We start from the raw sequence: 20,761 nt of genomic DNA on the forward strand, positions 1-20,761 counted from the left end.
GTTGTATTCTTAATAGAAATTCCCGCTAATTGTTTCTAACTAGCGGGAATTTTAATATTTTCTAAATACTTTTTTAATTAGCAAGAATATTATTTTCTAGCTAATTCATCGCGAATATCTTGCAAGAGTTGAATAGTTTTTTCTTCGCGCTCTTTACGTTTTTCTTCTTCAGTTTTTTCATGTTCTATTTGCAATAAATCTGCACCAATTTCACGCAATTTATTAATAGGTAAAACAATGCAGAAATAAACTGCTGTAGCAACAATAAGGAAATTTAATAATGCTCCAATTACTGCGCCAAAAGAAATTGTTGCACCGTTCATAGTAATAGTTAGAACGCCATTAAGTTCTGGCTTTCCGCAAATCATTGCAATAAGAGGATTAATAATATGATTTACTATTGTTGTTACTACTGCAGTTACTGCACTACCCATAACAACACCGACAGCCATATCAATAACGCTGCCGCGTAAAATAAACTTCTTAAAACCTTTAAGCATTAGAGTTTTCGCTTTCTGAAGCAAATTCTTCAACTAATTTTTTAGCAGAATAATTTTTGTTATTTTTATTGTTTTTTTCTATTATCTACATACAGTTTGTGTCTCTGGAATGAGCGCAATACTGTAACAGAAAGAAGCGGATACATAATTGCTGCAGTTAATACGTCTGTAGGGAAGTGAGCTGCAACAATAAGTCGCGAAATAGCGACGATAACAACTAGTATTGTGCTAAAAAGTAATCCAACTTTAATAAGAGAAGGCTTAGTTACATAAATAATTAGCATTATCATTGCACATACTGCGACTGCTGCAGAAGTGTGCCCACTAGGAAAACTTGGATCAGAAGGTAGTTTAATATTCAGACCAATATATGGTCTTGGCCTGTGCACAGCAAATTTAACTGCAAAAATGTAAATCATAGGAAGCAGAGAAATAAGAAGCTGAGTAATTGTAAGTTTTAAGCTTTTACTAATAAACAGGGAAATTATTGCAAGCAATAATAGTATTACCAAGCAGCCTTTAGTGGAAAAAACAATCGCAATTATTTTTGAAAAGCTCAGTACTGAAGAAGGAACACTATTGTGAAAATAAGCTACAATAGTCGATTCATAGTTTCGTTCTTTACTACTAATAAGTAGTGCTTTACCTAAGCAAGGTACAATAATTGCGAGTATTAAAGTAAAAATAGTAGCGAAATTGCGAGTAATTACCGACAATCTGCTGTGATTGTTATTATTTTTTGTCATAATTGCTAAGAGTACACTTACTATGATGTAAATGCACGTTGAAAATAGTCAAGTAGCATTAAAAATAATAAAATATTAGAAAAAAGTGTGTGAAATTTGAGTACCGTACCTGGTGACGAGTACTATGGTGAACAGATAGAAAGGGTTTACCATGAGCGTTTTTGACCGATTTGAGAAGAGCGTGGAAGGTGCAGTGAACGGCGTCTTCGCAAAATTCGGCTCCAAAGATTTACAGCCAGTTGATTTTTCTAGTGCTTTGGAACGTGAAATTGATGCTGAAGCTATGCCTATTGGACGAGATCATACTGTTGCTCCAAATGAATATCGTTTTAAACTAAGTACACCTGATTTTGATCATATTGAGCAGTGGGGTAGTGAAGCTTTAGCTAATGAGCTTGCTGACAATCTTACACAATATGCTAAAAGTCAACATTATGCTTTTGTAGGACCAGTAGTTGTTATTTTTGAAGAAGACTTGGAATTAACTAAAGGTAATTTCCATTTGACTTCTGAATCAGTTCAAGGAAATGCTGTTCCTGTTACTACCGACGACCAGCAGCAGAATCATCCAATGCTTGAGATTAATGGCAATCAGTATTTGCTTACTAAAGATTGTACAATTTTAGGACGAGGTTCCGGTTGCGATATTGTAATCGACGATCCTGGTATTTCTCGACATCATCTTAGTATCGACGTCACTCCTGATGGTGTTATTGCTAGAGATCTTGGTTCAACGAACGGTACTTATGTAGAAGGTCACCAAGTTCCAGCTGCAACATTAGTAGATGGAAACACTATTACTATTGGGCGTACGCGTATTCTCTACTGGGCATCGTCTCAAGAGTAGGAGAAAAAGTATTTTCCGAATGAGGAGACGATAACGCGTATGATATTCACTGAATTAACGTTTGCAATATTCAAGTATGGCTTTTTAGTCTTACTTTGGGTTTTTGTGTTATGCGCTATTCGTTCGCTTCGTAGGGATATTGAAGTTTTTAGTCCTAAAAAATCGCATTTTTGGAATAAAAAATCTCGACGCGCATCTCATGACGTAAATTCTTCTAAGCCTGTACAACGACAAGCATCACCTGTAATGGTTAACTCGTCTTCAAAAAATTCTGATGTTAATCCTACTTTGCTAGTTGTTATTGACGGGCCTTTGGCAGGATCATCTTTCCCATTAAATGCTGCTGGAGTAACTCTTGGTAGAGCTGCATCTAATACGGTAGTTTTGAATGATGAATTTGTTTCTTCACATCATGCTCGCGTGTATTTTAATCAAAAAGTTCACGCATGGGTGCTTGAAGATTTAGGTAGTACTAATGGGACTATGATTGGTCATTCTCGCGTTAGTGAACCAGTTATATTAGCTCCGCGCACTTCGGTTAGAATAGGCGCAACCATGTTTGAATTGAGGTGATAATATGACGCAAATCAATTCAAATAATGAGGAAGAATCCAATACAGAAAAAACTGGCCAAATTGAAAAATTGGCAGACGATAATAATCAGAATGCTAATAAAGCAGCGTATGTAGAATCAGTTGAAAAAATATTATTTATGTATTCTACGGCCGTTAGTGATGTTGGCACAGTTAGAAGTAATAATCAGGATTCTGCGTTTGCTGGAGAACATTTAGCAGCTATTTGCGATGGTATGGGTGGTCATGCTGGAGGAGATACAGCCTCTACTATTGCTATTCGTTCGCTTGCACATATTGAGCAAGATTCCAGGCCACACGATGTAAAAGCTGTGTCTTCAATGATGGAAACTTCGATTATGGCAGCTCATGACGCAATCGTTGGAAAAGCTAAGCGTGAGCGACGTCTTGCTGGAATGGGAACAACTGTTACTGCAGTAACTCTCGTATGCGGTTATTGGGTTTTGGCGCATTTAGGTGATTCAAGAGCATACTTGCTTCGTGACAATCATCTTATGAGAATGACTACAGATCACAGCTACGTTCAGCATCTTATTGATACGGGTCATATTACTCCCGAAGAAGCTAGGAATCATCCTCAAAGAAATGTTGTTATGCGCGTATTGGGAGATTTTGATATAGATCCGCGCCCTGATATTGCTTTACGAAAAGCTCATCCTTCAGACAGATGGTTACTTTGTTCAGACGGATTGTGCGGAGTTTTAGAAGATTCCACTATTCAAGATGTTATGAGCACTATTTCTAATCAAGAAGAATGCGCTCAAAAACTTGTCGCTATGGCTCTTCGAGCAGGAAGCACGGATAATGTTACTGCTGTTGTTGCGGATGCAACTCTTGCTCTTGACGCTGATGCGTTTGATTTGCCTCATCAAACTCCATTGATTGGTGGAGCTGCAAGTCAAGATCTTGAATCTATTGCAGATATTGTTAATAAAGCAGTATCGTCGTCGCCGGCACTGAGAGAAGATAAAAATTCTCCAGCGCAACGTGCTGCAGCCTTAGTTCAAAACAATGCGGATGAATCAGATGCTGTTAATCCTTCCGTATTAATGACTAGAATTGTTCAGCCTTCGCATATTCGCGAAGAATCAGAAGATTTACACACTCCTGATACGAATGAAATTCCTATTGTAACTAAGAAAAACGGCAAAATATCTACCGATCCGCACGATCCGGATGTTGCGCGCGCGGTTAAATATGAGAAAGATGAAGCTCATAAAGCTTATTCGTTGCGTCGTAGATGGACTCGCATAGGTATTGTTCTAGGAATTTTGCTTGGATTGTTGATTATTTCTGGTGCTGGTTATGGAGTTTATTCGTGGACTCAAACGCAGTATTACATTAGCCAGAACAATGATCGCGTTGTTATTTATCAAGGTGTTCCAACAAATATTTTCGGAATTGCATTATCTCACGAAGTTGAATCAACCGATATTCCTGTAAAAAATCTTGATAAATCATGGCAGGATCAATTGCGTGAAGGTATTAGTTTTGGAAGTTTAGCTGAAGCTCGCGGTCATGCTTCTTTAATTCGTCGAGAAATGTTCCAGCGTGCGAAAGAAAAATTAAATGCTAAGCGTCAGAAAAAAATAGTTTCTTCAAATGATAGTAAAAGCAGCAAAGATGGTAAAAGCAGTAAAGACAGCGTAGATAGTAAGGAAAATAAGGATAATAAAGACAATAATGCGCAGCAAGGGGGTAAATCCTCATGAATTTGATTGCTACGCGTATTAGGCAGATAGCATTATTGCTTTTTGCGATTCTTGTTTCAGCAATTGCATTTTTGCAAATGTTCTTTCGTATAGACAGTTGCATATCAGCTAATTATGTTGCAATGCTAACAATTGTTATGCTGCTATTCTTAGTATTTTGGGGTGTGCTTCTTGTTAAGCAACCTTATGCTAGTCAAGCAATTTTGCCATGTATTATGCTTCTTACAGCAATAGGAACAGTTCTTATTGCAAGAATTGATAAGCAAAATAATACTGATATTGCTATTAAACAGTTAGTGTGGGTGTGTGTAGCGCTTATATTATCTATTATTTTTGTTATTGTGCTGCAAGATTATCGCATATTAAGGCGTTTTTCTTATGTAAATATGGTAATCGGCTTAGTTTTGCTTCTTTCTCCTATGATTCCAGGATTAGGAAAAGAAATTGGCGGTGCGAGAATTTGGATTGGTTTTGGGAATCACACTGTGCAACCTGGAGAATTTGCTAAGCTTTTCCTAGCTTTCTTCTTTGCAGCGTATTTGTTTAATCATCGCGACAGGCTTGCTGTAGGAGGGAAGAAAGTTTTTGGAGTGCATTTGCCAAGATTGCAAGATATGGGTCCTATTGCGTTAGTTTGGGCTGTATCAATGGGCGTATTAGTTGTGCAGCATGATCTTGGCACTTCTCTTATGTTCTTTGCTATGTTTGTGTCAATGCTTTATGTTGCCACAGGTCGCAAAGGTTGGTTGGTTGTTGGAGTTATTGCATTCATATTAGGCTGCTTAGCTGCAGTAAAGTTATTCGCACATGTGCAGTATCGTGTGGATGCTTGGCTTCACCCGTTTGATAATGCTGTGTATAACAGGTTCCCTGGAGGTTCGGCTCAGATTGTATCTGGATTATTTGGTCTTGCAGCCGGAGGAACTACGGGAACAGGTTTAGGTCAGGGGCATCCTTCTTTAACGCCGCTAGCTAATTCTGATTTTATTTATGCTTCTATTGGTGAAGAACTTGGTCTTACTGGACTTCTTGCAGTATTAGTTTTGTATTTAATTATTATTACTTCCGGAATGATTACCGCAATGAAAATTAAAGATGGCTTCGGTAAATTATTAGCATCCGGTCTTGTTTTTACTATGGCATTCCAAGTATTTACTGTTGTTGGTGGTATTACTTTGGTTATACCTTTAACAGGTTTGACCTTGCCATATATGGCTGCTGGCGGGTCTTCATTAGTAGCAAATTATTTGCTTGCAGCATTACTTATTGTTATTTCTAACTCTGCGAATAAACCTGAATCAGCTCCAGTTTCCGACGCATTTCAGTATGAGGCTTTGGCAGCATTGCGTGAGCGAGAATTACAGGAGAGAAGTCGTAGTAAATCTGAAAATAATGATCTTGGTGAAAGTAGTTTAATTAATAGTCAGGAAGAAGCGAATAATATGAATAACTCAACCCTTGTTTCTTCGCAGGAACGAGGTGAGACAAATGAATAAAAGCTTAAAAGAATTATTCATTGCTGTACTAGTATTGTTCGTTATACTTGGTGTTTCAAGTACTATCATTACCTCTATTAATGCTAATGCTTTAAATGCTGATCCTAGAAATCGTAGAGCCTTATATCATGAGTTTGGATCTCCTAGAGGGGCAATTCTTACTTCGGATGGAATTGTTATTGCTAAATCAGATTCCTCTAAAGACGCATTCGTGTATCAGCGCAAATATTCTAACGGTCCTGTATATTCTCCAATTACAGGCTACTTTTCTATTAGTCAGCGTGCAGATAGAGGTATTGAAGCTTCTAGGAATAGTTTATTAAGCGGAGAATCTGACGCATTATTCTGGCAACGATTCAGATCTTTGTTTACTGGAGTTACAAACCGCGGAGCTTCTATTGAAACATCAATTGATTCAAAATTGCAGAATCTCGCCTATAATCTTCTAAAAGACAAAGATGGTGCTCTTGTTGCAATTGAGCCAAAAACTGGCAGGATTCGCGCAATGGTTAGTACACCAAGTTATGATCCTAATATTCTTGCCATGCACAATATTGGTGATGTAAATAAGTCTTACGAACAAATAACATCAGATGTTTGGAATCCAATGTTAAATCGTACGATTTCTGAGCTTTACGCACCTGGTTCTACATTTAAAACTATTGTTGCTGCCACGGCACTAGAAACTGGAAAATATCAGCCAGATACGCTAATACCTGCTGGTGAGAAATACGTTCTTCCTGGAACAAGTGTTGCTTTAACTAATGTTGTTTCTCAAGCAAATGGTACTGATGGAAAAATTTCGTTTGAAGACGCGTTAGCTTATTCTTCAAATACTGCATTCGCTCAGTTGGGCAATTCTTTGGGTTCTGATGCGATTGTAAAACAGTCAAAAAAATTCGGCTTCTTTGATTCTCTTTCTATAGATGGATCTGATTCTACAGGTTTCCCAATGAGATCCGTAAGTTCAACATTTTCTCTTAAACCAACTCCAGACAGATTAGCTTTGGAATCTATTGGACAAGGTGACGCAAAAGTTACGCCTTTACAAAATGCTATGATTGCAGCAGCTATAGCAAATAACGGTACGCTTATGAAACCTACGCTTGTAGATTGTGTGCGTTCAAGTGACTTGTCTGTGTTGTCGCAAACGAAGCCAACAATTATGAATCAAGCCATGAGCAGCGATAGTGCTGCAAAACTATCCGCTATGATGCAAGCTGTAGTAATAAAAGAAAATCCAAATCTCGCATTACCGAATATGCATGTTGCTGCAAAAACAGGTACTGCACAGATTGGAGTGAATAATCAGTCTGCAAATGGGTGGGTTATTGGATTTGCTCCGGCAGAAGATCCTAAAATAGCTATAGCTGTAATTGTTCACAATACTAATGTTCTGGGCAGTTATGCAGCAGGACCAATTATGCGACAAGTGATGAAGGAGGCGCTTACACAATGAAACTTGTTGAAGGACAGTTAGTTCATCATCGTTATCGACTGGATCGCCGCCTTGCTCAAGGCGGTATGGGAGAAGTCTGGAAAGGCTTTGATATTCAACTTGGGCGAATTGTTGCTATTAAAGCGCTGCGTACGGATACTGCGAATGTAGAAGCAAAGTTGCGTAGGCTTCGTGCGGAAGCTCATAATTCGGCAAATCTTGCGCACCCGAATATTGCAGCACTATTTGACTATTATGAGCATGATGGCATTGGCTTCTTAATTATGGAGTACGTGCCAAGCAAGTCGTTAGCAGATTTGTATCATAAAGAAAAAGCTATTGATCCAACCAGACTGTTGCCTATTCTTATTCAAACAGCACGAGGGCTTTTTGTAGCTCACTCGCATGGTGTTATTCACCGTGATGTAAAACCTGCAAATATTATGGTTTCTGAAACAGGAAACGTAAAAATTACCGATTTTGGTGTTTCTTATTCAAGTAATCAGGAGCAGATTACTCAGGACGGTATGGTAGTTGGCACAGCACAATACATTTCTCCTGAACAAGCACAAGGTGAACAAGCAACAGCACAATCTGATATTTACTCATTAGGAGTTGTTGCGTACGAAGGGTTATGCGGGCATAGGCCGTTTACAGGAGCTACTCCGGTAGATATTGCTGCAGCTCATGTTAATGATTCTGTTCCGCCATTGCCGGAAAATGTTGATTTGCAATTAAGACAGTTTATTATGTCGATGCTTGCAAAAGATCCAAAAGATCGACCAAAAGATGCGCTTGTTGTGGCAAAAGTTTTATCTCGTATTGAACGTAGGCTGCTTGATCAAGAAACAGCTTTTAACAATACAACAGGATTTATTTCTACAGATTCTCGACAGACGCGATGTATTAAGAGTATGCCGCAGAATCAAGTAAATATTATTAACATTTTGAATACCAATAATCGCAAGGAGCAGCAATGAATACCACAATGCCCACCTCATTAGCGAATGGTCGATATGAATTAGGAGAACTTATTGGCCGCGGCGGCATGGCGGAAGTGCGTGTTGCGGTAGATAAGCGTCTAGGTCGTACTGTTGCTGTGAAAATCATGCGTTCTGATTTAGCGAACGATGAAATCTTCCTGTCTAGATTCCGCAGGGAAGCTCACGCAATTGCGCAAATGAACAACCCTAATATTGTTAATATTTATGATTCTGGTGAAGAATCTGTTACTACCGATAACGGCTTGGAAGAGCGCCTTCCTTATCTAGTAATGGAGTATATTAAAGGAAAAACACTGCGCGATATTCTTAAGATGAATGGTGCCTTAAGCCAGCGTGACGCTGAACAAGTTATGCTTGGTGTGCTTAATGCTTTGGAATATTCGCACAGAATGGGAATTATTCACCGTGATATTAAGCCTGGAAATATTATGATTTCCGAGCAGGGCATTGTGAAGGTGATGGACTTCGGCATTGCTCGTGCTCTTGACGATTCTGCAACAACTATGACGCAGTCTCAAGGTGTTGTTGGAACTGCACAATATTTGTCTCCAGAGCAGGCTCGCGGAGAGCAAGTAGACATGCGCTCTGACTTGTATTCTGCAGGATGCGTACTTTATGAAATGCTTACTGGCCGCCCGCCATTTATTGGTGATTCTGCTGTAGCTATTGCATACCAGCATGTTTCTGAAGTTGCAACTCCTTTGAGCACTCTTGTGCCTGGAATGCCTTCGATGTGGGATAAAATTTGTGCTAAGGCAATGGCAAAAGACCGTCAGAATCGTTATGCTACAGCTTCAGAATTTAAGAATGATATTTTAGCGTTTATGAACGGCGGAGTTCCTGTTGCAGCAGCTTTTAATCCGCTTACTGATTTAGCGAATATGAAAGCTCGCAAACAAGCTGAGCAAACAGCTGCAACAATGGCTATTAATGCTACTGATGGTGCTGCAACGCAATCGTTTAACCCTATTACAGGTCAGGTTGAGTCATCAATTGCATTTGCTCCAAGCACTCGTGCAGCTCAACGTGCCCAATCACAAGCTAAGCGTCGTAAGCGTGTTGTAATAGGTTCTATTATTGGTGCTTTTGTTGCAATCGTTGTGTTAGCGGGCGTTTTGTTTATGATGGGTCATAATCGAATGTCTGGTAATATTGTTGTTCCAACATTTATGGAAACAACCACTCAGGATGCGGCTAGGGAAAAACTTAGAGCATTAGGATTAGTTCCGGATATTCGTGAAGACGATCATTCTTCTCAGCCTGAAGGCACGTTTACAAAACAGTCTCCGCGTGGTGGCGAGCATGTTGCGTCTGGTACTAAAGTTACGGTTTGGTTCTCTGTAGGACCTCAATCAACACGTGTTCCGGATGTGAGCGGTAAATCGCAGGAAGCAGCTCGTAAGATACTAGAACATGCTGGTTTTAAGATTGCTAATGTTCGAGTAGAAGATAGTGCTGATGTGAAGAAAGATCATGTGACTCGCACTGATCCGGATGCTGATTCCTTCGCAGATAAAGGTACTTTGATTACGCTTTATATTGCTTCTGGTTTAACTAAGATTCCTGATGGTCTTGTGGGCCAGAGCAAGGATATTGTGATTAGTCAGCTGCAAAATCTTGGTTTTACTGCGGATGTTGTAAAGGAAGATTCAGATAGTGTGCCTGAAGATTCTGTAACCCGATTAAACCCTAATTCCGGATCTTCGGTTAAGCCTCATAGCTCGATTACAGTCTATGTGTCACAAGGCTCGCCGAAGGTAGAAGTGCCGCATATTGATCTTGGTACTATTACGTTTAAGCAGGCTAAGAAAATACTTGAAGCAAAGGGCTTAAGAGTAGTTTCTGATTCTACTTCTAATAAAGATGATGACGTAGTAATCGGCATGTCTGAAGATGCTGGAACTAAGGTAGATAAAGGTTCTGCAATCACGTTGGTTACGAGACCAGGACTTAGTTCTTCTTCAGATAGTGATACTCAAAGTAAGTGATATTAGATACTAGAAAATATTATGAGAATCGAATAAAAATAAGGGCGATAACTTTTAAGTATCGCCCTTATTTGTGTATTTATTTTTATTAGAATCTATTCGAGTATGTTCTAAATCTAATTAGACCTTTCAATTAGATCTTTCAACTAGATTTATTTCATACAGTTGTTGTGTAATTAGACATCTGCTGCAGGAATGGAATCGTTGCAGCTGCCCAAGGAAATACCCATTGGAATAGAGCTAATATGATGAACAAATGAATTAGGATTGCAAGAATCCAACGAATTGCTGTAATGCCTGGTTGTATTAAAAGGATTCCGCCAAAAATGCTTGCATCCGGCTTTTTCCTTCTTCCTACGCGAATTTCGCGAAGTGCAGGCCACTGCCAAGCAATAGCGCCAGCCGCAAAAATAACAATATAAAGCACTGCAATAACAAGCATTACTGGAACAAGTGAAGAAAGCTGAGAAACAAGAGACTGCTGCTCATTGTTAATAAACTTTACCTTTCCTTGCTCATCAATTGTGGAAAGCTCTTTTGGAATACCATCGCTAATGTTTGCCCAATAAGCTAACTTAGCGTAGCTAATCCAGCGATGTGTTGCAGTAGTATACTTAGGCTCGCATGTAGTTAGAGTAAGAATACGTTTTGTTGGCTTTTCGTTAGGATGTTCAGGGTTTGGAGCGATTACTTCACCGTGATCTGGTGTAACAATCTTATAAGAAGTGTACTTATATACGAACCAGTAATCTTTAGTCCTAACAACAATAGCATCGCCAGGTTTAAGCAAGTCAACATCGCCCAAAGGCTGTCCGTAACCATTGCGGTGTCCAGCTACTGCGAAATTGCCGATTTCTCCAGGCATTTGAGTTTCTGGATAGTGCCCTAAGCCACGTTTGCTCAAAATATCTGGTGTTGTTCCTTCGATAATATTACGCTCCCACTGGTTTCCGAAGCGAGGAACATACAGGCGAGCTATTAAAACGTCCCCTTTTGGCTTGCTAACTTTTGGCGGCTCGCCATTTTGAGGTAAAGCAATCTTTGTTTTGTCACCTGTTTTAGGATTCTTCCAAGATGTTTCTTTACGTGCTTCTACCTGATTGTGCTCTGCTTGAGCTCCAGTCCACCACATTTGCCATGCAATATATAGCGCACACATAATTGCAAAAGCGATTAAAACTTCGCCAATAACTCCGGCAAGTTGCCAGCAGAAGTTGGAGCCTTTGCTCTTCGTATCATTTTCCTGCGTGTAAGCAGCCTGCATAATACGTTACTCCTTTATGATGTGAAGGTCTTGCGACACAAATCATTTATTTAGTTCTTTAAGCACGGATGCGTACCTTAATGGTTGTAACAAAGCAGATGCTTCTGGGAATTTCAAATTCTCCTTCTTTTCTACTTTCCATCCTAATCCAAATGAACTTACGTATTCCTTGTAGGTGTGTATGGCTGGTGAATTATTAAGCGCATCAACCATATCGTCTACTGGGCCAATAGCAGATATTTTATACGGTGGCGAGTACTGATGGCCTTGAAGCATAAGCACGTTTCCAATGCAAATTACTGCAGAATTAAACAAAACGCGCTGATCTTGTATGGTCATAGCTTCTGCGCCGCCTTGCCAAAGCGCATTTACAACGGATTCAATATCTTGCTGGTGAATAACATAATCGTTAATATTTACAGAAGTTCCAGAACCGTTTACTGCGCCTTTCCACAGAGAAGAATCGTTGAGAGTTACTACGATTCCAGGTCCTTCAAGCTTAGGAAGAACAGTGCTGCTACCGGTATCTGAAGAATCTTTATTCTCATTACTGCTTACGAGAGTTTTGTTGAGCAAACTAATTCTGGAATCTAAATCTTTAATATCTTCTCGCAAAGATTTTGTGCGCTGCGAGTTTCTTTCAACCATTTGACTTGTGTTGGAAGTAACGAAAGCTGTGCGGTTGACTCGTAGATTAGTAACAAATAAATATCCTGTAAGAAAGATAGCAACGGCAACAGCAACACTACTTAACAACGAGCGTTGAGCTCTATGTTTTCCTGTTCTTTTTACCATAATTTGCTCTCATTCTTCCTACGTTCGAGTGTAACCACTATTATAGCGTGTAGCCGATTGATTGGAGAGTTACAGTTATGGCTGATGAGAAATTGCACACGACTGCAGCTGACGACGCTGCAAAGAAGAGCGATACGTCAAATGAGAATACTTATGGCGTTCCTATGGATGAAGTCGAAGCAGTGTTGAATGCTACTGCAGATAAAGCATCGCTTTCTCCACAAATTCAGAAGATGATGCAGCGTCAAGCAGAAAATAGGCGTCGAGTTGAAGAAAGTATTAAAGGTGCTAAGGCTAATGCAGCATGGTTCGTGCCACTGTTCTGCGCGTTGATGGTTATTGGCTTAGTGTGGGCTGTTGTGTATTACTTGAATCCTATGCTGCCAATCCCAGGAATTGGAGCATGGAATCTACTTATTGCTTTCGGATTTGTTGTAGTTGGTTTCTTAATGACCATGTGGTGGCGTTAATACAATTACGACTAATTTAAAAAACGATTCTATTAAAGTAGCTGCGCGTTTTGTGTGGCTACTTTAATTATTTTTATTCTGCAATTGCGCGAATAATTACGTGATTTTTATTGCTGTCAGTTGTTGCAATAAGCCTAATATTTCCGCCGTCTTGAATTTTAAGGCGCTTTTTCAAAGTTTCTGCAGACATTGGGAAGTTTCTAGTAACAATATTCGCATGTGTAATATCTGCAAGCGATTTCTTTATTTCCTTCTTATTCAAGCTGCAAATATTCTCAATTTTCCATATTTTCCCCGGAAAATTAGCATAATATTTTTCTGCAACACCAATATGACTATTTGGTTCTATTTGTTTAATGTCATATTTTTCTTCTAAAAACTTTAAACACCCCGCTTTCATAATTGCAGCATTTGGCTCATAAACGTACCGAGCCCATTCTTGCCATTTTTGTAGGTTTAAAGTTTTGTTTTCCTTATTTCTACCGTCTAATTCAGAAAGTATTGAAACCTGATTTTTTGAAGTATCGTAAACGGCTTCTATAACAGTTAACTGATTGTCGTTTACGCAATATATTGGTAGTTTTGTGTTTTGAGATTTGTTGAGTACTATTAGTAGCTCTTTGCATTCATTATGATGAGCAACAATGTGCACTTGCGCAACATTACCGCCAAAATCGTTTACCGCTTTATGCCAGTCAAGCATTGGAGAAAGTTTAATAATAACAATTTGTGCTTTTTTAAGAAGTTGGTCTTTAATAGATAGCACGTTTGGCGTGCAGTCTTCAATAGCGTAAGTTCTAGAACCTTGATTATTCCTACGCGCAGGGTCAATGTATATCATTGTTGCGCTAGAAATCTGATTAAGTGCCTCAAGACTATTATTGTTGTAACACGTAACTTTAGAAAGACCGAGAGCTCGCATATTGTGTTGTGAAATAGCGGAAAGATCACTTTGCTGCTCAATGCATATTGCAGAGTCAAAAACCTCAGCCATTATTGCGCAATCAACACCAAATCCACCTGTAAGATCAACAAGAGTGTGCGAAGTGTTTTCTTCATTCATCTCACTAAGTAATTTTTGTGCAATATTAGCCTTATATTGCGCTGTGGCTTGCGAAGAGCATTGTTCCATAGATATATGTGCCGGATATATAATCTCTTCGCAGGATGCCCATTTTGGAAGTTTTTGTTGTGCTATTTGTTTGCCTGCGATTTGATTTACTGCAAAAGGAACATCAATTCCCGCATTACGTGGTGCTTTAAGAGCTGCATTATTTGGATTTGATTTCGCATTTTCTTTAATAAACGCAAGTGTTTGAGCCGTTGCGCAAGGAATTTCATAAGGTGCATGTAACTCAGAAAGCATAATCTTATTCTTACTTAACATATGGATGTGCTTGCACGCTAAAAGGTTGAACAGCCTTTTAATTGGAATAAACTGCCAGAAAAACAGTAGAGTAGATTGTTTTTCTAATTACGTTTCTGCGCTTTTCGAAAGTTAATTAACATAGAGTCGTAATTGTGGATAACTTTTATACACTTTTGCACAAGCGCAAAAATGGCGAGTTATTAGCATTTGTGAATAATTATGTGGATAACTTGAGTAGTTGTTAGCATCTTATGCCCAACTTATACCCAAGTTATCCACAGTTCTGTGCACAATGGTGGAAAACTACATGCGTGTAATTTAACTAAGCTAATCCTTGTAAGCAGAATACTGCGCACGCAACAAGAATAATAAAAATAGAAATAAAATACGTTAAGAAACGCGTATTAAACGAAGCTTTTCTAAGCAGAGGATTTTGTACTCCTAGCAATGCTGCAAGTGCTGTGCCAATAATTAAACCTCCAACATGCGCCTGCCAAGCTATATTTGGAATAATAATTGGCATAGCGAGAGTAATCGCAATCCAAATAATTGTTCCTCGCATGTTTTCACCAAGTCGCCACTGAGCTACTAAAAGTGCGCCAATAAGACCCATAATTGCGCCTGAAGCACCATAAGAGGCGGACTGCCAATTATTAATTATTCTGCACCAAATAATATCTGCAATGCATCCTCCAAGACCCGATATTAAATAAAGTCCAAAGAATTTCCATCTGCCAAAATAACGCTCAAGTTCTGCGCCTAGTGACCAAAGGCACAGCATGTTGAAGAAAATATGTGTTAAATTTGGTGCGTGAACAAACATTGATGTGAACCAAGTCCATGGGGTATTCAACGCAGTAACAGGCACGAAGGCAGTATATTCTATAAAAGTAATGTAGGTTTCTTTAGTTACGAAGTATAAAAATATTTCTATTAGCCAAGTAGCAATGCAAGCGTATATGAGAATTGCAGTAACAGTATTGCTGCGAAAACGTAGTCTATTCCATAAATTTTTTATATCAAAATTATGCATATCTTTATGATATAGGCTTTACTTCACAAATTTAATCAATAAGATTGTGTAAAAAGATGCAACTCTGAAGAAAAGCAACTATGATAGTGAGTAAGCGACAAAACGCTATGTAAATCGTTGACTTGGACGAGCAGGTCAGCTTAACCCGAAAGGAGCCATCATGGAGAACAGATCCTCTGGCGGTTGGAAGTTCTTTGCACTGCTCTTCGGAGCACTGCTCGCAGGAATTGCTGCATTGTATGTTTATAAGCAGCACAATCCTGATTATGACCCTTGGGAGGAGCCGTGGGAGAACAGCTCTTCACCAATTGACTTGGGGCTAGAAAAAGAAGAGACAGAAGGTAAAGACGCTCCTGCTGTTGAAGAATAAAACAGCAGTATTGCGTTAAAATACTTCAAATAAAGGCGACTGTGTGTATGTGCAGCCGCCTTTTTATTTATTTGCTTACTTATGATTAATCTCGATTTAATTAATTACTAGAAAGAAAAAGCGGAAGCTGATTAACAGCCTCCGCCTTTTTATTATTAAGCGATTAAGACGCTATTTTTATGCTCACTCGGCAACTGGAAGAGCACCAGTGTGCCAAATGCGATCGAGGTAATCTTCGATAGAGCGGTCAGAGGAGAAGTAACCAGAGTTGGCTACGTTCAAAACTGCCATGCGAGCCCACTTCATTGGATCGCGGTAAGTTTCCTCAATCTGAGCCTGAATATCCATGTAAGAGCTGAAGTCAGCCATTGCCATGAAGTAATCGTGGGTAAGCCAATCGTTGACGAGTGGCTCATACACGCTCTTGTCACCGTTGGAGAAGGTGCCGTCAGCAACCATATCCACAGCAGCCTTCAAGCGAGGATCAGACTCGTAGTACTTACGGGATCCGCCGTGATCGTAGCCTTCAGCGTAGAGCTTATCAACTTCGTCAACGGTCATGCCGAAGAGGAAGAAGTTCTCAGCGCCAACGCGCTCGCGAATCTCAACGTTTGCGCCATCGAGAGTACCAACAGTCAAAGCACCGTTCAAAGCGAACTTCATGTTACCAGTGCCGGAAGCTTCCTTACCGGCCTGAGAAATCTGCTCATCCAAATCGGTGGCAGGAATCAAGTTCATTGCCAACTCGATGTTGTAGTTTGGTGGGAAGAACACGGCGAGCTTGCCCTTGCATGCAGGATCGTTGTTCACCACGCGAGCAACATTGTTAATGAGCTGAATGGTGAGCTTTGCCATAGCGTAGCCTGGAGCGGACTTAGCGCCGAAGAACACGGTGCGTGGAAGCATCTTGTCAACATCGATTGTGCCATTCTTGATTCCAGCGTATGTGGAGATAACCTGGAGGATCTTCATGGACTGGCGCTTGTACTCGTGCAAACGCTTAACAATGGTGTTGAACATTGTGTCTGGGTTGATTTCAAAGCCATACTTCTGCTTTGCGAAATCAACGAAGGCAAGCTTGTTCTGCTTCTTAACTTCAGCAAACTTCTTAACGAATGCCTTGTCGTCAGCCAATGGCTTCAAACCTTCAAGAAGCTCCAAATCACCCTGCCATGCGTCAGTGCCCAAGCCTTCAGTAATAAGAGCAGACATACGTGGGTTGCTCAAGCGCACGAAGCGACGAGGAGTTACGCCGTTAGTAACGTTCTTGAACTTATCTGGGTAAACGCTGGAGAAGTCCTTCAAAGTGACATCCTTCAACAACTCAGAGTGAAGCTCAGCAACACCGTTAACGTAAGAGCCGCCGTAGGTAGCCAAGTAAGCCATGCGAACTACAGCACCTTCGCCATTTTCGTCAGCGTCGGTAGCGATACGCATGCGCTCAACCTGATCCTCAGCAACGCCCTTACCGCGGAGCTCGTTGCGGAACTGCTCGCTAATGCCCTGGATAATCTCAAGGTGGCGTGGCAGAAGTTCGCCAATAAGCTTGGCTGGCCAAACTTCCAAAGCTTCTGGAAGCAAAGTGTGGCAAGTGTAGTTGAATGTCTTGGTAGTAATACCCCAAGCGGTGTTCCAGTCGTAGCCGTACTCGTCCATAAGAACTCGCATAAGCTCTGGAATGCCGATAACTGGGTGAGTATCGTTCAACTGGAAGTTAATCTTGCTTGGGAAGGTGGTGAGATCCGGCTTATCCTGACCTGGATAGAACACGCGGATAGCATCATGAATAGAAGCAGCTACGAAGAAGTACTGCTGCTCAAGACGCAAAGCCTTGCCTTCTGGAGTGGAATCTTCTGGATAAAGAATCTTAGAAATGTTTTCTGCTGCAACCTGTGGCTTTACAGCGTCCAAGTATTCTGACTTGTTGAAGGTGAGCAAATCAAACTCGTCGTAAGACTTAGCAGTCCACAAGCGAAGAGTGTTTACGCGACCAGAATTATAACCTGGAACCATGTAATCAACTGGTACTGCACGAACAGACCAAGCTGGCTTCCATACGCGCTTGCCATCTTCTTCTACAACTTCACCACCGAAGTTGACGCGCTGGTCACGACCATAGTCAATGTGACCCCATGGCTCTTCATTGCTAAGCCAGTAATCAGGTGTTTCAACCTGCTTACCTTCTTCATCAAAGCGCTGCTTGAAGATGCCGTAACGATACTGGATGCCGTAGCCGAATGCTGGAACGCCAATAGAGGCGAGCGAATCAATAAAGCAGGCTGCGAGACGACCCAAACCGCCGTTACCTAAACCTGGCTCATACTCAGCGTCGATAACAGCCTTTGGATCGAAGCCAAGCTTAGTAACAGCCTTATTGAATTGGTCAGTAAGACCAGCGTTCAACAAAGCATTCTCAAGCTGCTTGCCCATCAAGAACTCTGCGCTCAAATAGCCCACAGCCTTAGTGTTGCCGTTAACCATGTCATGCTGGGTCTGCATCCAAGAGTCCATCAAGTGACGACGAACTGCGGTAGCAGCGGCAACATACACATCTGCCGTAGTGGCCTGCTCTGGCGTTACACCCTGGGTGTACTTGAGGTGCTCTTGAAGTTCTTTGGCAAATGCCGTCGCAGTAGTTTTGGCTTTCGGCGCGACGTGTTTAGTCATATTTGACTCCTTGTGCCGTTTGTTATATTTACTAAAAAGTGTGCAGCCTGAAACTTTATGTTTAGGCAGTTAAACCGATACCACGTTGTAGATAACTGTTGTAGATAACTACAAAAGGTACGTTAATGCACACGATGTTCCTGATAGTACCACAACCTAACCCCTTCAAATATTAATATATAACTTCTTAATACAAATGTATTTATGAAAGTATGTTGTTTAGAAGATAATAAAAATATGGTAGTAATACTTGAGCGAGATATAAAAAGAGGACAATGTGCTTGGAAAGCATGGTGTGAGTCTGCTAATAAAGCGTTTAATAATGGCGAAGAAGCTATTCAAATAACTAGCGATATTTTAAATATTTCTCCAATTGACGAAGCTTTAGCAGTTAGATATTCTTTATATCTTCTTGAAAACAAAGTTCCTGGGTGTGCAGTAGAGGTAAGAGTTGCGCCTTTTGGTGCAGTAAAAATTTTGGAAGGACCAGCTTCTGATCCGCATAATCTTACTCCGCCGGATGTTATTGAGCTTGATCCACAGGTTTGGTTAAGAATTTCTTGTGGTATTACAAGTTGGCAGCAAGAAAAACAGTGCGGTCACATAAGTGCAATCGGTGAGCGTGATGATTTAAGCGATATTTTGCCACTTGACATAAATTTATGACGCCTATTTATAATGCTTATTTACAAATATCCTGGGCCTTCATTTTTTAGACCCAGGATATTTAGATAAAAAATAATTATTAGTAACCTAAATTATTAGTAATTTTAAGATTTATTTATCGTGCTTATGCATGAAACTCGGCACTGGCATAGGAATGTGATGATGCACAGGAGTATGCGCGCCAGAATTTGTAGAAGAATTTTCATTATTTACAGCCTTAGCTGCAGCTTCTGCCGCCCACTTTGCATATTCGTCTAAATCGTCATCGTTGGAAGACTCATTAGAATCATCTTCTTGAACAGTTACTTCCTGGTTTGGAAGATACGAGTTTTCCTCGTAAGTTTCGCTCGACGCAAATGGATCGAAGGATCCTTGTCCGGGTTCGCTGGAGTTAAGCTCCTTAGCAAGCTCGTCATAATCCGTATCGGTCGTCAGGTATTTGAGCTTACGGGCAATTTTCTGTTGCTTTGCCTTCTGTCGTCCGCGGCCCATCTGACCCCCTCTTAAAAAATTACCGTAACAATCAGTTCATCACACAAGAGCGTACCACTTAACCGCAACCGAGTATATTGTCTGTGTAAACTTTTACCATGAAAGCCATATTTTAAGCGTAAAAATGCGTGTATGTAAGGAGCCAAAAATGCAGGAAGAAGCACAGGTAACAGCCGCAGGAAATGAGATGAGTGCAAGCTTTCTTGCAGCGCGTAAACGTTCGGATGCAACGCTTGAAAAACTAGAAAGTAATCCTTCTTCATTTACCATGCTTACAGGAGACCGTCCAACAGGACGCCTGCACTTAGGCCACTATTTTGGTTCTATTCGTGAGCGTGTCGCAATGCAGAAGCGTGGTGTAAAAACCAATATTATTATTGCTGATTATCAGGTAATTACTGACCGTGACACAACCGAGCATATTGAAGATAATGTTTTGAATTTAGTGCTTGATTATATGGCTGCAGGAATTGATCCTGAAAAAACAATGATATTTACGCACTCTGCTGTGCCTGCAGCAAATCAGCTTATGTTACCATTCTTGTCTTTAGTTACGGAAGCAGAATTGCACAGAAATCCTACTGTAAAGTCAGAAATGGAATCATCTGGACACGCTTTAACCGGATTGCTGCTTACTTACCCAGTGCATCAAGCTTGCGATATTCTGTTCTGCAAAGCTAATGTTGTGCCAATTGGTAAAGATAATTTGCCTCACGTTGAAATCACTCGCACAATTGCGCGTCGTTTTAACGAAAGATACGCAAAAAAGAATCCAGTTTTCCCAGAGCCGGCAGCGATTTTGTCTGATGCTCCAGAAATTCCAGGTTTGGACGGTCGTAAGATGAGCAAATCTTACGGTAATTCAATTATGCTTGGAGCTACTGCCGAAGAAACTGCCAAACTAATTAAGAAGAGCCCAACTGATTCCGAAAGAATGATTACTTTTGATCCAGTAGCTCGTCCGCAAGTTTCTGCACTTCTTACTACCGCAGGTTTAGTTACAGGCAGGGATCCTAAAGATATTGCTGCAGAAATTGGCAACGCTGGTGCTGGCGCGCTGAAAGCTTACGTAATTGAAAACGTAAATAATTTCTTGGCGCCTCATCGTGAGCGTCGTGCAGAACTTGCAAAAGACATGGATGTTGTTCGAGATATTTTGCACGACGGCAATAAGCGTGCAAATGCCATTGCGGAAGAAACTCTTTCTCAAGTGCGAGATGCTATGGGAATGAAGTACTAACGAAAATATTTAAATATTTTCAATATTTTATATGGTTAACAAAGATGAATGCAGAGTAAAATTGTTAAGAG

At 40.4% G+C, this 20,761-nt stretch carries 19 protein-coding genes; 11 read left to right on the forward strand and 8 right to left on the reverse strand.

Annotated elements, in window-relative coordinates; translation table 11 throughout:
• Window positions 1-89: 89 nt before the first annotated feature.
• Both mscL and CGSMWGV1500E_RS0106005 read right to left on the reverse strand, forming a co-directional pair.
• Window positions 90-500 (reverse strand): large conductance mechanosensitive channel protein MscL, encoded by a 411-nt coding sequence (gene mscL / locus CGSMWGV1500E_RS05470; protein ID WP_004126541.1) that lies wholly within the window; start codon window positions 498-500, stop codon window positions 90-92.
• 65 nt (window positions 501-565) lie between these two features.
• Window positions 566-1,246, reverse strand: a complete 681-nt coding sequence (locus CGSMWGV1500E_RS0106005; protein WP_004126544.1) for a phosphatase PAP2 family protein — start codon at window positions 1,244-1,246, stop codon at window positions 566-568.
• Window positions 1,247-1,397: 151 nt separating this feature from the next.
• Between CGSMWGV1500E_RS0106005 and CGSMWGV1500E_RS05465 the strand changes: the two genes are divergently transcribed.
• From CGSMWGV1500E_RS05465 to pknB, 7 genes are read left to right on the forward strand one after another with little or no spacing between them, the layout of a single operon-like run.
• Complete coding sequence (locus CGSMWGV1500E_RS05465; protein ID WP_004126547.1) at window positions 1,398-2,093, forward strand: FhaA domain-containing protein; 696 nt, start codon at window positions 1,398-1,400, stop codon at window positions 2,091-2,093.
• A 39-nt stretch (window positions 2,094-2,132) separates the two neighbouring features.
• On the forward strand, window positions 2,133-2,666 hold the full coding sequence (locus tag CGSMWGV1500E_RS05460; RefSeq protein ID WP_004126550.1) for an FHA domain-containing protein FhaB/FipA: 534 nt from the start codon (window positions 2,133-2,135) through the stop codon (window positions 2,664-2,666).
• 4 nt (window positions 2,667-2,670) lie between these two features.
• Window positions 2,671-4,398 (forward strand): PP2C family protein-serine/threonine phosphatase, encoded by a 1,728-nt coding sequence (locus CGSMWGV1500E_RS05455; RefSeq protein WP_004126553.1) that lies wholly within the window; start codon window positions 2,671-2,673, stop codon window positions 4,396-4,398.
• Window positions 4,395-5,894: an FtsW/RodA/SpoVE family cell cycle protein gene (locus tag CGSMWGV1500E_RS05450; protein WP_004126556.1), complete on the forward strand. Its 1,500-nt coding sequence runs from the start codon at window positions 4,395-4,397 to the stop codon at window positions 5,892-5,894. Before CGSMWGV1500E_RS05455 ends, CGSMWGV1500E_RS05450 begins: the two co-directional genes overlap by 4 nt.
• The gene (locus CGSMWGV1500E_RS05445; RefSeq protein WP_004126559.1) at window positions 5,887-7,353 is read left to right on the forward strand and encodes a peptidoglycan D,D-transpeptidase FtsI family protein; all 1,467 of its coding nucleotides are present in this window, start codon (window positions 5,887-5,889) and stop codon (window positions 7,351-7,353) included. Before CGSMWGV1500E_RS05450 ends, CGSMWGV1500E_RS05445 begins: the two co-directional genes overlap by 8 nt.
• The gene (locus CGSMWGV1500E_RS05440) at window positions 7,350-8,312 is read left to right on the forward strand and encodes a serine/threonine-protein kinase (RefSeq protein WP_004126568.1); all 963 of its coding nucleotides are present in this window, start codon (window positions 7,350-7,352) and stop codon (window positions 8,310-8,312) included. The genes CGSMWGV1500E_RS05445 and CGSMWGV1500E_RS05440 overlap by 4 nt, the downstream gene beginning before the upstream one ends.
• Window positions 8,309-10,324 (forward strand): Stk1 family PASTA domain-containing Ser/Thr kinase, encoded by a 2,016-nt coding sequence (gene pknB / locus CGSMWGV1500E_RS05435; RefSeq protein WP_004126571.1) that lies wholly within the window; start codon window positions 8,309-8,311, stop codon window positions 10,322-10,324. The genes CGSMWGV1500E_RS05440 and pknB overlap by 4 nt, the downstream gene beginning before the upstream one ends.
• Window positions 10,325-10,481: 157 nt before the next feature.
• Here the strand turns inward: pknB and CGSMWGV1500E_RS05430 are convergent, their stop codons facing one another.
• A complete protein-coding gene (locus CGSMWGV1500E_RS05430) occupies window positions 10,482-11,588 on the reverse strand; it encodes a class E sortase (protein ID WP_004126575.1) in 1,107 nt (368 codons plus the stop codon).
• A 42-nt stretch (window positions 11,589-11,630) separates the two neighbouring features.
• A complete protein-coding gene (locus CGSMWGV1500E_RS05425; RefSeq protein WP_004126577.1) occupies window positions 11,631-12,383 on the reverse strand; it encodes a DUF881 domain-containing protein in 753 nt (250 codons plus the stop codon).
• Window positions 12,384-12,460: 77 nt separating this feature from the next.
• On the opposite strand from CGSMWGV1500E_RS05425, the gene crgA reads away from it, so the two are divergent.
• Window positions 12,461-12,853 carry a cell division protein CrgA gene (gene crgA / locus CGSMWGV1500E_RS05420; protein WP_004126581.1) on the forward strand — a complete coding sequence of 131 codons (393 nt, stop codon included), beginning with the start codon at window positions 12,461-12,463 and terminating at the stop codon, window positions 12,851-12,853.
• Window positions 12,854-12,926: 73 nt separating this feature from the next.
• On the opposite strand, the gene CGSMWGV1500E_RS05415 is transcribed toward crgA, so the two are convergent.
• The gene (locus CGSMWGV1500E_RS05415; RefSeq protein ID WP_004126583.1) at window positions 12,927-14,240 is read right to left on the reverse strand and encodes a THUMP-like domain-containing protein; all 1,314 of its coding nucleotides are present in this window, start codon (window positions 14,238-14,240) and stop codon (window positions 12,927-12,929) included.
• Window positions 14,241-14,544: 304 nt separating this feature from the next.
• Window positions 14,545-15,255 (reverse strand): rhomboid family intramembrane serine protease, encoded by a 711-nt coding sequence (locus CGSMWGV1500E_RS05410; RefSeq protein ID WP_004126587.1) that lies wholly within the window; start codon window positions 15,253-15,255, stop codon window positions 14,545-14,547.
• Window positions 15,256-15,415: 160 nt separating this feature from the next.
• Here CGSMWGV1500E_RS05410 and CGSMWGV1500E_RS05405 point away from each other — a divergent pair, with 160 nt between their 5' ends.
• Entirely contained in the window at window positions 15,416-15,625 is a 210-nt protein-coding gene (locus tag CGSMWGV1500E_RS05405) for a hypothetical protein (RefSeq protein ID WP_004126589.1), read from the forward strand.
• Between the two features lie 183 nt (window positions 15,626-15,808).
• On the opposite strand, the gene CGSMWGV1500E_RS05400 is transcribed toward CGSMWGV1500E_RS05405, so the two are convergent.
• A complete protein-coding gene (locus CGSMWGV1500E_RS05400; protein WP_004126592.1) occupies window positions 15,809-18,292 on the reverse strand; it encodes a glycogen/starch/alpha-glucan phosphorylase in 2,484 nt (827 codons plus the stop codon).
• A gap of 237 nt (window positions 18,293-18,529) precedes the next feature.
• Between CGSMWGV1500E_RS05400 and CGSMWGV1500E_RS05395 the strand changes: the two genes are divergently transcribed.
• Window positions 18,530-18,958, forward strand: a complete 429-nt coding sequence (locus tag CGSMWGV1500E_RS05395) for a sterol carrier family protein (RefSeq protein WP_004126595.1) — start codon at window positions 18,530-18,532, stop codon at window positions 18,956-18,958.
• A 111-nt stretch (window positions 18,959-19,069) separates the two neighbouring features.
• Here CGSMWGV1500E_RS05395 and CGSMWGV1500E_RS05390 read toward each other — a convergent pair whose 3' ends face one another.
• Window positions 19,070-19,450 carry a DUF3073 domain-containing protein gene (locus tag CGSMWGV1500E_RS05390; protein ID WP_004126598.1) on the reverse strand — a complete coding sequence of 127 codons (381 nt, stop codon included), beginning with the start codon at window positions 19,448-19,450 and terminating at the stop codon, window positions 19,070-19,072.
• 148 nt (window positions 19,451-19,598) lie between these two features.
• Here CGSMWGV1500E_RS05390 and trpS point away from each other — a divergent pair, with 148 nt between their 5' ends.
• Entirely contained in the window at window positions 19,599-20,690 is a 1,092-nt protein-coding gene (gene trpS, locus CGSMWGV1500E_RS05385; protein WP_004126600.1) for a tryptophan--tRNA ligase, read from the forward strand.
• Window positions 20,691-20,761 lie beyond the last annotated feature (71 nt).

The organism is Gardnerella vaginalis 1500E, assembly GCF_000263595.1.
Classification (GTDB): domain Bacteria; phylum Actinomycetota; class Actinomycetes; order Actinomycetales; family Bifidobacteriaceae; genus Bifidobacterium; species Bifidobacterium vaginale_E.

What these genes read in the sequence shown, in the direction of transcription:
- mscL (WP_004126541.1), bottom strand. Translation starts at nt 500, where the DNA reads ATGCTTAAAGGTTTTAAGAAGTTTATTTTACGCGGCAGCGTTATTGAT.
- CGSMWGV1500E_RS0106005 (WP_004126544.1), bottom strand. Translation starts at nt 1,246, where the DNA reads ATGACAAAAAATAATAACAATCACAGCAGATTGTCGGTAATTACTCGC.
- CGSMWGV1500E_RS05465 (WP_004126547.1), top strand. Translation starts at nt 1,398, where the DNA reads ATGAGCGTTTTTGACCGATTTGAGAAGAGCGTGGAAGGTGCAGTGAAC.
- CGSMWGV1500E_RS05460 (WP_004126550.1), top strand. Translation starts at nt 2,133, where the DNA reads ATGATATTCACTGAATTAACGTTTGCAATATTCAAGTATGGCTTTTTA.
- CGSMWGV1500E_RS05455 (WP_004126553.1), top strand. Translation starts at nt 2,671, where the DNA reads ATGACGCAAATCAATTCAAATAATGAGGAAGAATCCAATACAGAAAAA.
- CGSMWGV1500E_RS05450 (WP_004126556.1), top strand. Translation starts at nt 4,395, where the DNA reads ATGAATTTGATTGCTACGCGTATTAGGCAGATAGCATTATTGCTTTTT.
- CGSMWGV1500E_RS05445 (WP_004126559.1), top strand. Translation starts at nt 5,887, where the DNA reads ATGAATAAAAGCTTAAAAGAATTATTCATTGCTGTACTAGTATTGTTC.
- CGSMWGV1500E_RS05440 (WP_004126568.1), top strand. Translation starts at nt 7,350, where the DNA reads ATGAAACTTGTTGAAGGACAGTTAGTTCATCATCGTTATCGACTGGAT.
- pknB (WP_004126571.1), top strand. Translation starts at nt 8,309, where the DNA reads ATGAATACCACAATGCCCACCTCATTAGCGAATGGTCGATATGAATTA.
- CGSMWGV1500E_RS05430 (WP_004126575.1), bottom strand. Translation starts at nt 11,588, where the DNA reads ATGCAGGCTGCTTACACGCAGGAAAATGATACGAAGAGCAAAGGCTCC.
- CGSMWGV1500E_RS05425 (WP_004126577.1), bottom strand. Translation starts at nt 12,383, where the DNA reads ATGGTAAAAAGAACAGGAAAACATAGAGCTCAACGCTCGTTGTTAAGT.
- crgA (WP_004126581.1), top strand. Translation starts at nt 12,461, where the DNA reads ATGGCTGATGAGAAATTGCACACGACTGCAGCTGACGACGCTGCAAAG.
- CGSMWGV1500E_RS05415 (WP_004126583.1), bottom strand. Translation starts at nt 14,240, where the DNA reads ATGTTAAGTAAGAATAAGATTATGCTTTCTGAGTTACATGCACCTTAT.
- CGSMWGV1500E_RS05410 (WP_004126587.1), bottom strand. Translation starts at nt 15,255, where the DNA reads ATGCATAATTTTGATATAAAAAATTTATGGAATAGACTACGTTTTCGC.
- CGSMWGV1500E_RS05405 (WP_004126589.1), top strand. Translation starts at nt 15,416, where the DNA reads ATGGAGAACAGATCCTCTGGCGGTTGGAAGTTCTTTGCACTGCTCTTC.
- CGSMWGV1500E_RS05400 (WP_004126592.1), bottom strand. Translation starts at nt 18,292, where the DNA reads ATGACTAAACACGTCGCGCCGAAAGCCAAAACTACTGCGACGGCATTT.
- CGSMWGV1500E_RS05395 (WP_004126595.1), top strand. Translation starts at nt 18,530, where the DNA reads ATGGTAGTAATACTTGAGCGAGATATAAAAAGAGGACAATGTGCTTGG.
- CGSMWGV1500E_RS05390 (WP_004126598.1), bottom strand. Translation starts at nt 19,450, where the DNA reads ATGGGCCGCGGACGACAGAAGGCAAAGCAACAGAAAATTGCCCGTAAG.
- trpS (WP_004126600.1), top strand. Translation starts at nt 19,599, where the DNA reads ATGCAGGAAGAAGCACAGGTAACAGCCGCAGGAAATGAGATGAGTGCA.